Origin of the sequence: Campylobacter sp. 2014D-0258, assembly GCF_008000495.1 — a bacterium.
GTDB classification, from domain to species: Bacteria; Campylobacterota; Campylobacteria; order Campylobacterales; family Campylobacteraceae; genus Campylobacter_D; species Campylobacter_D jejuni.
This window is the reverse complement of the sequence record NZ_VOAR01000025.1, coordinates 421286-436160: the sequence shown is the minus strand read 5'-3', so window position 1 is coordinate 436160 and position 14875 is coordinate 421286. Positions and strand designations below refer to the sequence as shown.

Sequence of the window (14875 nt, the reverse complement as noted above, 5' to 3'; positions counted from 1 at the left end):
AATGGAAATAAATAAAGAATTGCATTGTTTAATTAAAGAGTATTATAATATATCTAAGGTTTTTGGAAATATTTTAGATACTCCTTCTAAAGGAGGTAATATTTCAATAAAAAATGATAAATATATGATTATAAAAGCCTCTGGTCAAGATTTAAAACAAGAACACAAAATTTGCATATTAGAAAATGAGAATAATATTGGAACTTATTTCAGTAATAAAATAGGCAATATAACAAAGCCTTCAATGGAGATTGGAATGCATAGAATAATTCAAAATAAATATGTAGTTCATTATCATCCAGTGTATATTTTACCATATCTTTGTGATAAAAATTTTAAATTTACTTATAAATGCATAGACTTTATTTTACCTGGAGAACAATTATGTAAAGAATTATCTAAAAAGTATCATTATGAGCAAAAAGGAATAGTAATGTTAAGAGAAATCATGGAGTTATTATATTTTCAGAAATACTAGAAGATTTATTTATGCTTCGTCAAACATTAAAAAATGAATTTTTTGAAAAAAATAATAATATTTTTACACCTGATGATGCTATAGATGTTGAAAGTTTTGAGTTGTGGTTATTTAGAGAAGCAATGGAAAATATTGCTAGAAAAAAACAATTAAATTTATCTGAAATTAGCGCAATGCAAATTAAAAATTTAATTAATATGCCAGAAGAAAAATACCGATATAGGTGTATGCAAGATAAGGAGAAATAATGAACATTATTATACCAGCTACTGGAATAGGTAAGCGTTTTAAGGGAGCTGGTTATGAAGAGTTAAAACCGTTTATAAAAGTAAATGAAAATGATTGTATTTTAGATTTTGTGGTAAATTGCTTTGATAAAATAAAAGATAAATTTTATTTTATTGCTAGAAAAGAAGAGCAGGATAAATTTATTAATTTCATAACAAGCAGAAAGTTAAATGCTAATGTCATAGTCTATGATGGATTAAAGCTTGGTCCAGCTGGAACTTTAATTGGCGTAAGAGATTTTTTAGATGAAATTTTAGATGAGCCTGTAATTGTTAGCTATTGTGATTTTGGTCAAAAATGGAACTATGAACATTTTTTAGATTTTATTAAAAAGAATAATGAAGCACAAGGTATTATTCCTTGTTATACGGGTTATCATCCACATCTAGAACCAGTTGAGAATGTTTATGCGGTATGTAAAGTATATGATAAAAGCAATACTGTATATAAAGTTATAGAAAAATATTACTCTAAAGATAAATTTAATGAATTTCACTCTAGCGGAATTTATTATTTTAAATCTTTAAAAATAGTTTTTGAAGCTATAGAAAAACAGATTGCCGCTGTTGACATGCTAAATGGTGATAATTATTTATTATCAATAACAAATAATTATCTTCAAAAGGTACTTTGCTATCCTTTTGTAGAGAAGTTTTATCAATTTGGCACTTCAAAAGATTTTGAATATGTTAAAGAAAAATTGAGAATAAGCACAAACTTAATAAACGAACAAACTGATATAAACAATACTGTAATTTTATCAGCTGGTCGTGGTGAAAGATTTTTAAATTTAAATTTTTCTCAACCTAAACCATTTTTACCACTTGGCCAATCAACTATTATAAATAATATTATTGAAAAATTGGAGAATGTTCATACAAATATTATTTGCGTTGGAGCACAAGATCATGAAAAATATTGGCAAAATATAAAAACTGAAGTTAGATATGTTAAGCCGAATAAAATAGGTGCAGCGTATTCTTATAAAAAATCTTGCGTAGATTTAAAAGATGAAGTTTTAATATTGCCTTGTGATTTGCTTGCTAAGCATATAACATCGGATTTTAAAAAGTTGAAGGATAAATCTGATGCGATTATTTTTGTTGCTAAAGCTTCTAAATTTAATTACGACAATCCAGATTATTTTACTTGGGTAAATGGTGATGAAAAAGGACTTATAAGGGAAATATGTGTGAAGCACAGAGCTAAAAATAGTCATTTAATTATGATAGGAAGCTTTTATTTTAAAAATAATCAAACTTTGATTTCGCATATCAATGAAATGTTTGAAAAAGAAGTAAAAGTTAATGATGAATTTTTTATAGACAATGTTTTTAATCTTATGCTTGGTAAATATAAAATTTGCTACGTTTTACTTGACAATTATTTTTCTTTTGGAACTCCAAGCGAATATTTGGAAAATAGTTATTGGTTATAGAATGAGAAGGAAATTAAAATGTTAGAGTGTAAAATTCGAAATTGTTGTGCTGTTTCTGGGGATGCAAAATTGGAAAAATTATCAGAAATTTCTTATCCTATTTTTTGCAGTTGTACTCTAGATGATATAAGCAATGATTTAATTGCTAAAGAAGAAATCGTTATTTCAAAAGAAGGTATAATTCAACTAAGACAATTGATTCCATTGGAAATTTTATACAAAGAAGAGCATGGCTCTGGTGCTGTTGGGCAAATTTGGCAAAATCATCATAAAGAGTTTGCTAAATTTGTGTTAACTTTTGATCCAGAAAATGTTTTGGAAATAGGAGGTGCACATGGGAAACTTGCTAAACATTGTCTTGATAAAAAACAATTATTTTGGACTATTGTAGAGCCTAATCCAAGTGAAAAAATATCTAATATAAATTATATAAAATCTTTTTTTAAAAAAGAGTATTTGATGAATCATAACTATGATACGGTTATACATTCGCATACTTTAGAGCATATTTATGAGCCAAATGATTTTTTAGAAAGTATTTCTTCTTCTATGCAGGGGGGGGGGAGAATGATATTTTCAATTCCTAATTTAAAAAGATATTTAGAGAATAAGTGGATAAATTATCTCAGTTTTGAACATACTATTTTATTAACGGAAGCTGCTATAGAATTTTTATTATCTAAACATCGATTTAAAATTAAAGTAAAACAGTATTTTTATGATCATAGTATTTTTTATTGCGTTGAAAAGGATGATAATATTTCTTTAAATAAATTTGTTTTAAAAAATGAATATGAAGAGAATAGGAAATTATTTTTTCAAATGCAAGAATATTATAATTCCAAAATTCAAGAATTAAATTTAATTTTAAAAAATGGTAAAACTAAAAATATTTATCTTTTTGGAGCTCATATTTTTAGTCAATATTTAATTTATAGAGGTTTGGCGGTTGATAGAATTAAAATGATATTAGATAATAATCCTAATAAACATAAAAAAAGATTATATGGAACAAATTTATATGTTGATTCTCCTGAAATTTTAAATAATGATCACAATGCTTTAGTGATCTTAAATTGTGGAATTTATAATGATGAGATTGAAAAAAGTTTAGATAAATATAAAATATTTATTATGAAAATATAGGGTGAAACAATGGACATGAATAGTGTTATGTATTTTATAAAATTAATGAAAAAAGGTATAAATTCTTTTCATGAAATTTCTAAAGAAATATTAACATTAGATCTTCTGGAAATTTATAATTTAATGTTACAAAAGAATACTACAGAAATTTGTAATTTTTGGACAAAAAAAGCTATGAAAAATTATTTAAGTTTTTTTCATCCTCTATATCCAGTTTGGACAAAAGCAGTTTATTCTTTTTCGAGTAAAGATGATAAAATAAATTATATTTTTTTTAATGATAAGACAAATAGATTTCTTTGGATTATAATTCAAACGAGAAGTGCTATTGATTTTATATTAGTTGAAGATAAAATAATAAGATTTCCATACTCTGATAACATTTTTGATATTTCCAGTTTGGAATCTTTATCATCAGAGGTTTTTAAATATAGAGAAGTTGATTTTGGATTTATTATAAATCATCCTACTCCATGGCATTTTTTTTATGATAAGTTATGTTATTGTATGAATATACAATGTGATAAGAAAATTTTAGATTACAATTTATTTTATATTCCCAATAAATTAAAAAATAGGTTAAGTTCAGATAAAAATCTGGTTTATATTTATCCACATACAGTTAGTATTCATTCTGTTGAAAATCAATATGTTAGAGAAATTGATATTTCAAGGGAGGAAATTTACAAAGAAATTAAACAATATGATAAATTTTTTGATTTTGATTTAAGAAATAATAATATTATTATTTGGATTGGTATGGTGTGGAGAAATGGTGAAATGAAAACTTGGCTGAATCAGTTTGAGGCTATATATTTAGTACTTAAAGAATTGCAGAAAAGTTATAAAAATATTTGTGTTTATATTGATGGTAATCGAAGTTATGAAAATAATTTTATGTCAAATAATCTAGATCCCTTGATATTGCCATTTATAAATAAATTAAAAAAAGTTGCAACTGAGGTTATTTCATTAAATAATCTTAGTATAAAAAAGCATCAGTTTATTGTTTGAAAGCTGATATATTTATTTCAGAAGCTGGTAGTGGAGCTATTCTTCCAGTTTTATTATGTAAAAAATCAGGTGTTCTTTATGGTATGAGGGATTATATTTTAAAACATAGTAATGTTTGTATGCCAAATCAGTTTGTAAAAAAAAATTGATATTAATTATGTAAAATCATCTCATACTGGAAGATTTGGTTCTAATTATTACATTCCATGGCAACACATCTACAATCTTACAGCTGAAGTACTAGAAGAGCTAAGTGCAGCAGGAAAACTAAAGATCAAAGATCTTAAAATGCATCGTCTTGATGTTCCCCCTGTGGAATTAGTAGCTAGAAAATATGAATTAGAGCAGAAGTTTAAAGTAAAACTTTCTATAGAAAATGTAGTTTTATTTAATGAACTTGAAAAGAAAATTGATGCTTTGGCTTTTAATACTACTACCATTATTAATAATGTTAATAATACAATCTTATCTAGAAAAAAACAGAACATTGAAAATCTAAATTATCAAATCCAATTTAAAACAGCCAAAGCTCGTATTCAAAATCATCTATCTTATAAATTAGGACAAGCTTTTATCAAATCAAGTAAAACTTGGTATAAAAAAAAAAGGGGGGGGGGATATGTTAAATTTATATTTGAGATTAGAAAATTAAAGAAATAATAATTTTATATAATTAGAGTTTTTGAAATATTTTTCTAAATTTAATAATATTTAGGGATTTAATATTTTATTTATATGTTTTTTCGAAGATATATAAATTTGTTTTTTGAATTCTCGGTAAAATATATATCGCTACAACCTAAATTTACAGTGTTTTTTGTATTGCAAATATTTTATTATTTTTTAATATCGTAATATTTAGTTCTCTTATTTAGGTTTGCTTTAAGAATTGTGAAAAACTTTGATTCCAAATAATTTATATCTATGGTTTGTGTAAATTTATGATAATTTCTCGTAAAACTTTCATTAAGAATCAATCAGTACAATAAAATTAGCTTCTTAATAATTTAAAGGTCGTAAAAAATTAAACTATATTTGTCATCTATGTTGACAGATGGGATAAAAAAGATTTACTATTACTATTAAATACCATTTTGATAAAATTAAGATGGAATATAATTTCTTTAAGATGCAATTAATAGATTCTTTATCATTCGAAATATACTTTTTCGAAAGAGTGTTAGTTGCTAGAATAATCATACTTGCCTGAAGATAAAATAACTTTCAAGTAGAAACAATTCAAACAGACTATTAACAATTTGTATTTTTTGTTTTTATTAATCTAAAAAATGAAAGCTTTAGTAGTTATTTTTAAGAAGAAATTTTAGAAGGTATGTGTATGTATAAAATAGAAAATGAACTCTATAATCAACTTTGTAGACTAAGAGATCAATACGATCTTCAAGGAATTAAAGTAGAATTTGAAGCCGAAGAGAGTGCTTTTAGAGATCTCATAAGGCTTAGAAGACAAATGTTAAATTATTTTTAAAGATAGGTGGAGTTGAGGCAAATAGGGATATTAAAGATGCTCTTGAGATAGGTGTTGTTGGTATTATAGCTCCTATGGTTGAAAGCAAATTTGGTGCAACTAAGTTTTTTGAAATCTTGATCGGTTTTATGGAGAATTTAAGCCTCATACTACGCTGAATTTAGAAACTAGAACAGCAATTGAGAATATTGATGATATATTACATTTGGCAAGGGTAGATTTGATAATATTACAGTTGGTAGATCTGATTTAAGTGCTTCGTATTTTGATGATTCAATAACACCTAATAGTGGTTTTATTTTTGATGTTTTAAAACAGATTGCTTTGAAAGTAAATGGGAGTGACTTTTACTGTGGGTGGCAGTGTTTCAAATAAAACGATACAAAATATCAATATACATTATAAAGAACTTAAAAAACAAATTTATAAGCTTGAAACTAGAAAGGTGAGAATTTTTTGGATAGCATAGATGCTATCAGAGAATCTTTAAAATTTGAGAAATTATATATTTTATCAAAAAAAAGAATTTAATGATTTACAAATAGATTCTGAAATTAAAAGATTGCCTGAGTTAAAAAGGAGGATGCAATGAAACAAGATTTGGCTATTATAATACCTGTGCAAGAATATAATCGATATCATAAAAAAGGCGATCTTGCACCATTTGGAGATACTACCCTTTTAGAGTGGAAAATTTCACAGTGTAAAGAATTTGCTAATGAAGATCAGATTTATATTTGTGCAGATGGATTCAATATTCAAAAAATTGCAAAAGATTATAAAGTAAATTTTATAGAGTGAAGCAATGAAAAAATATATTTATTCTGCTATGAAAATTATAGAAAATCTTCAATATGAAAATATTCTTTGGATATATTGCAACTACACCTTTTATCAATGTAAATATTTATCAGAAGATGTACAACCGGTTTTTAAGTGATAATTTAGAATCCATGATTAGTGTTAGTAAAATACAAGAATATGTATTATATAAAAATAAAAAATTAAATTTTGATAATGATTTTTTACCTAGAGTAAATATAGAACCCATTTATATTATTATAAATGGTTGTTTTATTTTTTAAAGGGAGCAAAGCCCTTGAAGCATATAGCTTGGTTTTGGAAAATTTTAAAATATTTGAGCTTGATAATCTTTCATCTTTAGAGATTAAAAGTATAAATGATTATGCCATATCTAAAGAATTAATTACTATGTATTTTAGAAAAGACATAATATCAGATTGATAAATATTTAAAAGGAATATATAATGTTTGATTATTTAGCTGTTGTAATACCTATAAGAATGGGAAGTTCAAGAATTAAAAATAAAGCTTTACTTAAATTTGACAATACTAATCTATTAGAATGGAAGATTAAACAGTTACTTGAAGTTATGCCATCTGAAAATATTTTTGTTAGTACAGAAAATGACATTCTTAAAGAAATAGCACAAAAAAATAAAGTTCAAATTCATCATCGAGATTTCTATTTGGCCGATGCTCATAAAGCAAGTTTTAGCGAAGTGATAGTGAGAATTATAAAAGATATCTAATTTTCACATATTGCTTGGACTACAGCTGTTGTTCCATTAATGACTCCTTTTGAATATAAAAATGCTTTTGAGAGCTATTATGGTGAATGCATAAAAACAAGAAAAAATGATTTCTTATTTTCAGCAAATTTACTTAAAGAATATTTTTAGAATGATATTCAAGCTTTAAATTATAAAGTTGATAAAATCATACTATAAGTCAAGAATTGCCAAATGTCTTTCGAGTTACAAATGGCTTGTATATAAGAGATAGAGAAAGTATATTACAAGAAGGTTATTTTTTAGGTCGTTGTCTCTATAAATTTTTGTGTTTCTAAAATAGCAGGTATTGATATTGATGAATATGAAGATTATGAAATTGCGAAGGCTTTGATTCCTTTTTATTATAAAAAAATTGATAGTAATGTAAACAAAAATGATTAAAAATATTTTATGGGATTTTGATGGTGTTATTGTTGATAGCTTAACAATTCGTGATTATGGCTTTAGGGAAATTTTAAAAAAATTGATAAAGATTTAGTAGAAAAACTTATTATTTATCATCAAATCAATGGCAGCTTATCTAGATTCCATAATATAAAGTATTTTTTTAATGAAATTTTAAAAAGATATTGATGACAAAGAAATTTAAAATTATGCTGACAAATTTAGTTTAATCATGAAAGAAGAGCTTATAAAAAGTAAATATCTTATTTTAGATAGTGTAAATTTTATTCAGAAAAATTATAAAAGATACAATTTTTATATTGTATCAGGCAGTGAACATAATGAATTAAATTTTTTATGTCAAAAACTTCAAATTAATTAATATTTTCATTCGATTCACGGCTCTCCAACACCAAAGATTAAACTCGTAAAAAATTTTTTATTTCAAGAAAATTATAAAAAACACGAAACCATTTTAATTGGTGATAGTATAAATGATTTTGAAGCAGCAAAATTAAATCAAATTGATTTTTATGGATATAAAAATCCTAGATTAAAAGATATGTCAAAAGTTTACGTAGAAAAATTTGATTATTTGCTATAATTTTATCTTATTTTATCACAACAAGGATTTTTTTGCAAAAAGAACGATTTTTTATGCTAGGTTTTACTTTATGGAAAAGGCATTTTATCAAGCCTTTTTTTAAGGCTAAAGATAATGAAATTATTTTTTTAAATTCTCTAAAATCTTTAGCTAGATATAAACTTAAAGAAAATGATAAATTCTTTATTTGGGGTAAAAAATATGATGAAAATACTCTTAAAAATTTGCTTTTAACAAAGACAAAAGAGCAAAATTTAACTAATTTTACTCCTAAAATTTCTTTAGTTGAAGATGGTTTTATCCGCTCAATTTCTTTAGGTTCTGATCTTACGCGCCCTTTTTCTTTAATCGTTGACGATAAAGGACTTTACATAGATCCAAATAAAGCAAGCAAATTAGAAGAGCTTTTGCAAAATGAAATTTTTGATGAAAATATACTAAATAGGGCAAAAAATATTATAAAAATCTTACTTGAGAACCGCTTTTCAAAATATAATGGCTTAAAGCATGAAAATTTAAAGATCAATACCAAAATAGGACAAAAAATTATTTTAATCCCCGCCCAAGTTGAAGATGATGCTTCGATGATTTTAGGAGGTTTTGGCTTATCTACTCTTGATTTGCTTAAGGAGGTACGTTCTAAAAATCAAGATGCTTATATCATCTTTAAACCCCATCCTGATGTGTTAAGTGGCAACCGTGTGGGTTTAAAAGATGAAACACTCATCTTGGAATTTTGTGATGAGATTGTAAAAGATTGCAGTATTGATAGTGCTATAAAAATTGCTGATGAAATTCACACTATTACTTCTACAAGTGGTTTTGATGCTCTTTTAAGAGCTAAAAAAGTTTTTACTTATGGTATGCCTTTTTATGCGGGCTGGGGTTTAACAAAAGATAAACATAAATGCGAAAGAAGAACAAGAAAACTAAGCCTAGAGGAGCTTGTAGCAGGTGCTTTGATCACATATCCAAGATATATAAATCCTAAAACAAAAACTTTATGTGAAATTGAAGTTTGTTTAGATATAATGCTAAATTTACAAAAAGCTTATTTTTCAAAAAAATATATAAAATTGGCAATAGATTTTAAAACTTTTATGCTTAGAAAAATAAGAAGATTTTATGAATTTTTAGCAAAGAAATGAGATTTAGCACTAAAATTAAAAAAGAATTTAGCGGTAAAAATGTTTTACTCTTGCAAGGGCCTGTGGGAAATTTTTTTTATCATCTTGCAATAAAAATGGAAAAAAAACAAACCAAAGTTTTTAAACTCAATTTTAACGGTGGAGATTTTTTTTTCTATCCTAGTGGAACGAGGTGTAAGTGCGATGAAAAAGATCTTGAAAATTTCTATAGAGATTTTTTTCAAAGCAAAAAAATCGATGCTATTTTAATGTATAATGATTGTCGTATTATCCATGCTAAGGCTATTAAAGTGGCTAAAGAATTAGGAATTGAAATATGGATTTTTGAAGAAGGATATTTAAGGCCTTATTGTATTACTTTGGAAAAAGATGGGGTGAATGCAAATTCTTCTTTACCGCGTGATAAAAATTTTTATCTTTCTCAAAATATTTTTACCAAAGAAAGCATAAAAGAAATTCCAGGTGGATTTAAATTTATGGCTTTTGATGCTTTTTTGTATTGGTTGTTTGCTTTTATTTTGGCTCCATTTTTTAACAACAAACTTCATCATCGTACTTTATATCCTTTTGAGTTTTTATTTTGGTTTAGATCATTATATAGAAAGTATCTTTATAAGATTACAGAAAAAAAACTAAATGAAAAGATTTATAATTTAGAAAAAAAGTACTTTTTGGCGATTTTACAAGTTTATAGCGATACGCAAATTAAATATCATTACAAAAAAAGCATAGAGCACTTTATAGAGGAAACCATACTTTCTTTTGCAAATCATGCAAGAGCTAAATCTTATCTAGTTTTTAAACACCATCCTATGGATAGGGGTTATAAGAATTATTCTAAACTCATAAATGATTTAAGTCAAAAATATCATGTAGAGGGAAGGGTTTTATATGTTCATGATACCTACCTACCAGTTCTTTTAAGAAAGGCTTTAGGTTGTATTACTATAAATTCAACAGTAGGCCTTAGTGCTATTTTAGAAGGCTGTCCGACTAAGGTTTGTGGCAATGCTTTTTATGATTTTGAAGGTTTATCTTATCCAAAAAAACTTCAATTTTTTTGGCGTGAAGCTCATGCTTATAAACCCAATCCTGTTTTGGTATGTAATTTTAAGAAATATCTTTTACAAACTAATCAATTCAACGGTAATTTTTATAAAAATTTCTTTTTAGACAAATAAGACTAAATTAAATAGTATTATGCAAAATGCAAATTACTATATTGGGAAAAAATGTTTAAAGTAATTTATTTTTTTACTTAAATTAATATTATATGGTTAAACAGTTTGCAGTTTAATAATAATAAAAATATAGTAGAGAATATTTTCTTTAATATAATTTATCTTTTATTGATAATGTTAATGTAGAGAAGGGTATATTAAAATTATTTTTAAAGATGCATTTAGGTTGAAAAAGGAGTTTGAGAAGAAATAAAGAATTAAAAAGATTCTTTACTTCTTAAAAATTTTAGTTTTTAACAATCATTACGCTAAAAGCATCGCCTATTGGAAGTGCTTGTAGTTTCATTTCTTTACAAAATTCATCTACGGCTTGTTTGGTTCCTGTATAGTAAGGGTGAAAATAATCATGCACTAAAATAACACCATTTTTTACAAGTTTTGGGTAAAAATATTTCAAACCTTCTAAAATAGGTTGATATAAATCCACATCAATATTTACAAATTTAAATTTTTCATCTTTAGAAATTTGAATAGCACTTTCTGGAAAATATCCTTTTATAAAGCGACATTGTGTCAAATACGGCATTAAATTTTTTACAAATTCTAGCGAAGTATCACTAAAATCATTTGTATTTGCTTGTTTTGCTAAACCTGTTTCTTTTTTTATATCTTTTTCATTAAATCCTTCAAAAGTATCAAGCAGATAAAATATATCATCTTTAAAATACTCATTAATATATCTTGCAGTTTCTCCTCTCCATACACCAAATTCCGCCACAGCACCTTTGATATCTTTTTCTTGAAATTGCATAGAAAGAGTTTTTATAAAATTTAATCTTGAATTAAATGGTACAAAGGTATAAGTATAATCGAATATTTCTTGAGAAATACCCAATTGTTTGAGCTTTTCAATTCTTTCTTCTATATATTTATCAAACATTGTAGCAATAAATATTTTTTCTATTTGAGAAATTGGCAATTCATCTACCGGATAAATTTTATAAGTTCTTATATCCTCCCCCCCCCCGTTATTTATATTGATATATTTATTTTTTAATCTTCTTGGATCTGATTCTGCAAAACCTATAATCTCATAATCTGATTCAATATGCCAAAGAGTTTGCACAGCAACTTGTCCTGTTCCCCAAATTAAAGCTTTTTTCATTTTACAATCCTTTCTCTAATTTCTTTAACTTTCTCTAAAATTTCCAAAACATGATTCACATCTGCTTCACCTTTTTTAAAACCATATCCCCAAGACACACTTATAAAATCTATATTTAATTCTTTTGCACCTTTTTCATCATGAGTGGTATCACCTATCATAACTGCTTCATTTGTATTAAATTTCTCTAAGCATAATCTTATGATATCTTTTTTATTTAACTTACCTTTAAAATCAGCTCCTTTAATAAAATCAAAATATGCATCAAGATGAAAATACTTTAAAATCAATTCTGCATAATCTTGTCTTTTATAAGTTGCTATAGCTAATTGATGATTATATGCTTTAAGTGTTTGTAATAGTCTTGGAATATCATCATAAACTTGTGCTTCATAAAGAAATTTTTCTTTATATATATTTCTAAAAATTTCTGTAGCTTTTTTAGCTTCTTCATCGCTTAAATTAAAAGTATTTTTTAAAGAATTATAAATAGGAGGTCCGATAAATGATTTTTTAGTTTTTTCATCTAAAAAACCTAAATTTAAAGTATCAAGAGTATAATCGATGCTTTTAATCACACCTTGAGCAGGGTCGATTAATGTTCCATCAAAATCAAAGATGATTAGCATGGATTATCTTTAATAATTTCATCTGCTTTTTCTTGAACAAATTTATAACCATAACCCAATCTTTTAATTTCATTTTGCAAAATAATATTTTCTAAAGTAGAAAATCCTTGAGTATTAAAGTATTCAGGATAAGTCCTATCGATATTAAGAATAGCAGAATGAACATATATAGGATTATATCCCCATTCATTGATTTTTTTATATTCTTTGATAATATCATTTAAATCATACAAAGGATTTACATTGTATTTGTTATCAGTATTAATATGATTTACAATAAGTTCTGTTGGCAAATTTCCTGGAATTCTTCCCATTTCATCTACAGAAGAGTCGATGATAATATTTCTATGCGAAAGTAAAGATACTCCTTGTAATGCAAGAGACAATGAAGAAGATAAATTCTCATGCAAATGAATACCTATTGCAATATCATCTGGTATTATCTCATTGAAAAATTTAATAAGTTTTATAAAACTATCAGTCTGTAAAGCTCCAAAAGTATCCACAAGAGAAATGCCCTTTGGTTTTAAAGGTAAAATAGCTTCTAAAATCGTCTTAATTTCATCAAAAGAATATTTAGTAATCGCTATAGGATTTAAATAAACACTATAATTTAAATCTTGCAAAATTTACAAGATCTTTTAAATGCTCTTTATAAAAGGCTATTCTTGCAAAATCTACAAAATCAGATCCTTTTAGTTTATCAAAATCACACCTATCTGTTCGAAGCATCATTCCGAATTTGCTTTGTGATTTTTCTACTTGACTTAATATTTCATCGATATATTTAATTTCACTGAATATACTTGAATTTTCATCGTACAAGGTATTTTGTAAAAATCCTACTTCAATTAAGTCTATTTTGGCCTTAACTAAATTTTTGATAATGCTTAAAATATTTTCTTTGCCAAATTTTCCTTTATTGATATGCGTGCCATCTCTTAAGGTACAATCAAGTATTTTGATGTTATTCATTTTTATTTCCCTTTTCTATCTAAAACTTGCTTAAAAAATAAAAAATCTTCCTCATTCTTAATTTCAAAAACTGAATCACGATTTAAAATTTTTTTATATGGAACTTTACCCCAATGATATTTATATTTTTGCATTAAAGTTTTACTGATAATAAAACACCCATTAACAAGATAATAAAGCTTTGGTAAATTACTAGAATGGATGTGATAATGCCCTGTTTTAAAATTTAATGGACCATTTTCATCTAGAATAAATTTATCGAGTCTTGCACAAGTAATTAAAGAATCATAGATATTAAAATCTAAATTTAAAAATTCATCTATGGCTTCAGAAAAAATTTTTTCGTTTATAAAAGGATTAAAGCAAGATGTCCATATCACATATTGATTTTTAATATTTAAAACAAGGTTTTTAATAAAAAATTCCAAGTTATCCTGCACTTCCTCTTCTTTTCTTAAATAAAATTTTACATCAAAATTCTCAACTTGTTTTTTTATTTCTAAAGAATTACTAGCAACGATAATTTCATCAATAAGATCAATTTTTTTAAAATCTCTAATCTTTCGCTCTAATAGACTAAAATCATTGCACTCAAAAATTTCTAATTGCTTATCTTTTTTTCTAATTGGGATTATTGCACTAAACATTTTTCTCCTTTAAAAAACATTCATAACATATATTACCATTGATCATTTTTAAAATTTTAACATATTGCTCCAAGGGTGAAAAATCAACAGAATTTACATTAAAATAATTTGATAAATACGACTCATCAATCCTTGTTAAAAGCAATGTTCTTTTGGGTTGAACTAAATAGTCACATTGGGTAAAACATTTTGGAGATGGGATGGCAAGATATATTTTAGAAACATTATGATCTTTTAATATATCACAAACTACTTTCAAAGTAGATCCTGTGAAAATAGCCTCATCGACTAAAATAATATTTTTGTTTTTTATCAACTCGAAATTTACTTCCATATTATCATATAAATATCTTTTTCGAGTATCTACATCTTGAATTTCAAAAGCTCTCTCGCTAACTTGAATTTTTTTAAGCGCAGGTAACATTGGAATTTTTAAAGCTTTTGATAATCCTACGGCATAAAATATTCCACTAGAAGGGACTGGAACTATATAATCGACCTCACTGAGGCAATTTTTGTCAATATAATTAGCTAATATTTCTCCTAATTTTATACGAAAATTTCCAACATTATTTGAAAAAACATTTTCATTGGGATCTCCTTGATATAAAAGCCTTAAAGAACAAAATTGCTGTTTGTGGGATATAATTTGAGAATTAAAATCATCATAACTAATCAAAATATGATCATTTTT

General features: G+C 25.5%; 18 protein-coding genes and 2 pseudogenes. 14 read left to right on the top strand and 6 right to left on the bottom strand.

The genetic code is table 11. From position 1 onward, the window contains the following. Nucleotide 1: 1 nt before the first annotated feature. The 14 genes and pseudogenes from SR62_RS06965 (at nucleotide 2) to kpsS (ending at nucleotide 10765) form a co-directional block, all read left to right on the top strand. A pseudogene (locus tag SR62_RS06965) lies at nucleotides 2–726 on the top strand (class II aldolase/adducin family protein). After that, a complete protein-coding gene (locus SR62_RS06960; RefSeq protein ID WP_002893006.1) occupies nucleotides 726–2204 on the top strand; it encodes a sugar phosphate nucleotidyltransferase in 1479 nt (492 codons plus the stop codon). The pseudogene SR62_RS06965 and the gene SR62_RS06960 overlap by 1 nt, the downstream one beginning before the upstream one ends. Before the next feature lie 18 nt (nucleotides 2205–2222). Then, nucleotides 2223–3350, top strand: coding sequence for a class I SAM-dependent methyltransferase (locus tag SR62_RS06955; protein ID WP_002893004.1), 1128 nt, complete (start codon nucleotides 2223–2225; stop codon nucleotides 3348–3350). A 9-nt stretch (nucleotides 3351–3359) separates the two neighbouring features. Beyond that, nucleotides 3360–4364, top strand: a complete 1005-nt coding sequence (locus SR62_RS06950) for a hypothetical protein (RefSeq protein WP_002893001.1) — start codon at nucleotides 3360–3362, stop codon at nucleotides 4362–4364. Continuing rightward, the gene (locus SR62_RS09195) at nucleotides 4361–4513 is read left to right on the top strand and encodes a hypothetical protein (RefSeq protein ID WP_002892999.1); all 153 of its coding nucleotides are present in this window, start codon (nucleotides 4361–4363) and stop codon (nucleotides 4511–4513) included. The genes SR62_RS06950 and SR62_RS09195 overlap by 4 nt, the downstream gene beginning before the upstream one ends. Before the next feature lie 139 nt (nucleotides 4514–4652). Next, nucleotides 4653–5024 carry a hypothetical protein gene (locus SR62_RS06945; protein WP_187106217.1) on the top strand — a complete coding sequence of 124 codons (372 nt, stop codon included), beginning with the start codon at nucleotides 4653–4655 and terminating at the stop codon, nucleotides 5022–5024. Nucleotides 5025–5703: 679 nt separating this feature from the next. Continuing rightward, complete coding sequence (locus SR62_RS09190; RefSeq protein ID WP_002893291.1) at nucleotides 5704–5853, top strand: hypothetical protein; 150 nt, start codon at nucleotides 5704–5706, stop codon at nucleotides 5851–5853. A gap of 340 nt (nucleotides 5854–6193) precedes the next feature. Next, a complete protein-coding gene (locus SR62_RS09395) occupies nucleotides 6194–6322 on the top strand; it encodes a hypothetical protein (protein ID WP_261791851.1) in 129 nt (42 codons plus the stop codon). A gap of 119 nt (nucleotides 6323–6441) precedes the next feature. Then, entirely contained in the window at nucleotides 6442–6654 is a 213-nt protein-coding gene (locus tag SR62_RS06940; RefSeq protein WP_002893288.1) for a hypothetical protein, read from the top strand. A gap of 312 nt (nucleotides 6655–6966) precedes the next feature. Further along, nucleotides 6967–7098 carry a hypothetical protein gene (locus SR62_RS09390; RefSeq protein ID WP_261791850.1) on the top strand — a complete coding sequence of 44 codons (132 nt, stop codon included), beginning with the start codon at nucleotides 6967–6969 and terminating at the stop codon, nucleotides 7096–7098. Between the two features lie 23 nt (nucleotides 7099–7121). After that, on the top strand, nucleotides 7122–7406 hold the full coding sequence (locus SR62_RS09240; protein ID WP_002893282.1) for a cytidylyltransferase domain-containing protein: 285 nt from the start codon (nucleotides 7122–7124) through the stop codon (nucleotides 7404–7406). Nucleotides 7407–8226: 820 nt separating this feature from the next. Beyond that, nucleotides 8227–8436 carry an HAD family hydrolase gene (locus SR62_RS09385; protein ID WP_315968507.1) on the top strand — a complete coding sequence of 70 codons (210 nt, stop codon included), beginning with the start codon at nucleotides 8227–8229 and terminating at the stop codon, nucleotides 8434–8436. A gap of 47 nt (nucleotides 8437–8483) precedes the next feature. Further along, nucleotides 8484–9584 (top strand): annotated as a pseudogene (locus SR62_RS06925) (capsular polysaccharide biosynthesis protein); the annotation flags it as partial. Next, nucleotides 9581–10765, top strand: coding sequence for a capsule polysaccharide modification protein KpsS (gene kpsS / locus SR62_RS06920; RefSeq protein ID WP_002893276.1), 1185 nt, complete (start codon nucleotides 9581–9583; stop codon nucleotides 10763–10765). The pseudogene SR62_RS06925 and the gene kpsS, both read left to right, overlap by 4 nt. Nucleotides 10766–11051: 286 nt before the next feature. On the opposite strand, the gene SR62_RS06915 is transcribed toward kpsS, so the two are convergent. Genes SR62_RS06915 through SR62_RS09185 form a run of 6 tightly spaced genes read right to left on the bottom strand, consistent with a single transcriptional unit; the run spans nucleotide 11052 to nucleotide 14860 of the window. After that, nucleotides 11052–11930, bottom strand: coding sequence for a TylF/MycF/NovP-related O-methyltransferase (locus tag SR62_RS06915; RefSeq protein ID WP_147502320.1), 879 nt, complete (start codon nucleotides 11928–11930; stop codon nucleotides 11052–11054). After that, nucleotides 11927–12559: an HAD-IA family hydrolase gene (locus SR62_RS06910; RefSeq protein ID WP_002893273.1), complete on the bottom strand. Its 633-nt coding sequence runs from the start codon at nucleotides 12557–12559 to the stop codon at nucleotides 11927–11929. The genes SR62_RS06915 and SR62_RS06910 overlap by 4 nt, the downstream gene beginning before the upstream one ends. Beyond that, a complete protein-coding gene (locus SR62_RS09380) occupies nucleotides 12553–13185 on the bottom strand; it encodes a hypothetical protein (protein ID WP_240380804.1) in 633 nt (210 codons plus the stop codon). Before SR62_RS09380 ends, SR62_RS06910 begins: the two co-directional genes overlap by 7 nt. Beyond that, nucleotides 13166–13534 carry a hypothetical protein gene (locus SR62_RS09375; protein WP_240380805.1) on the bottom strand — a complete coding sequence of 123 codons (369 nt, stop codon included), beginning with the start codon at nucleotides 13532–13534 and terminating at the stop codon, nucleotides 13166–13168. The genes SR62_RS09380 and SR62_RS09375 overlap by 20 nt, the downstream gene beginning before the upstream one ends. Nucleotides 13535–13536: 2 nt before the next feature. Continuing rightward, a complete protein-coding gene (locus SR62_RS06900; protein WP_002893272.1) occupies nucleotides 13537–14181 on the bottom strand; it encodes a cytidylyltransferase domain-containing protein in 645 nt (214 codons plus the stop codon). Then, entirely contained in the window at nucleotides 14174–14860 is a 687-nt protein-coding gene (locus SR62_RS09185) for a phosphoribosyltransferase family protein (protein ID WP_002893271.1), read from the bottom strand. Before SR62_RS09185 ends, SR62_RS06900 begins: the two co-directional genes overlap by 8 nt. Nucleotides 14861–14875: the final 15 nt, after the last annotated feature.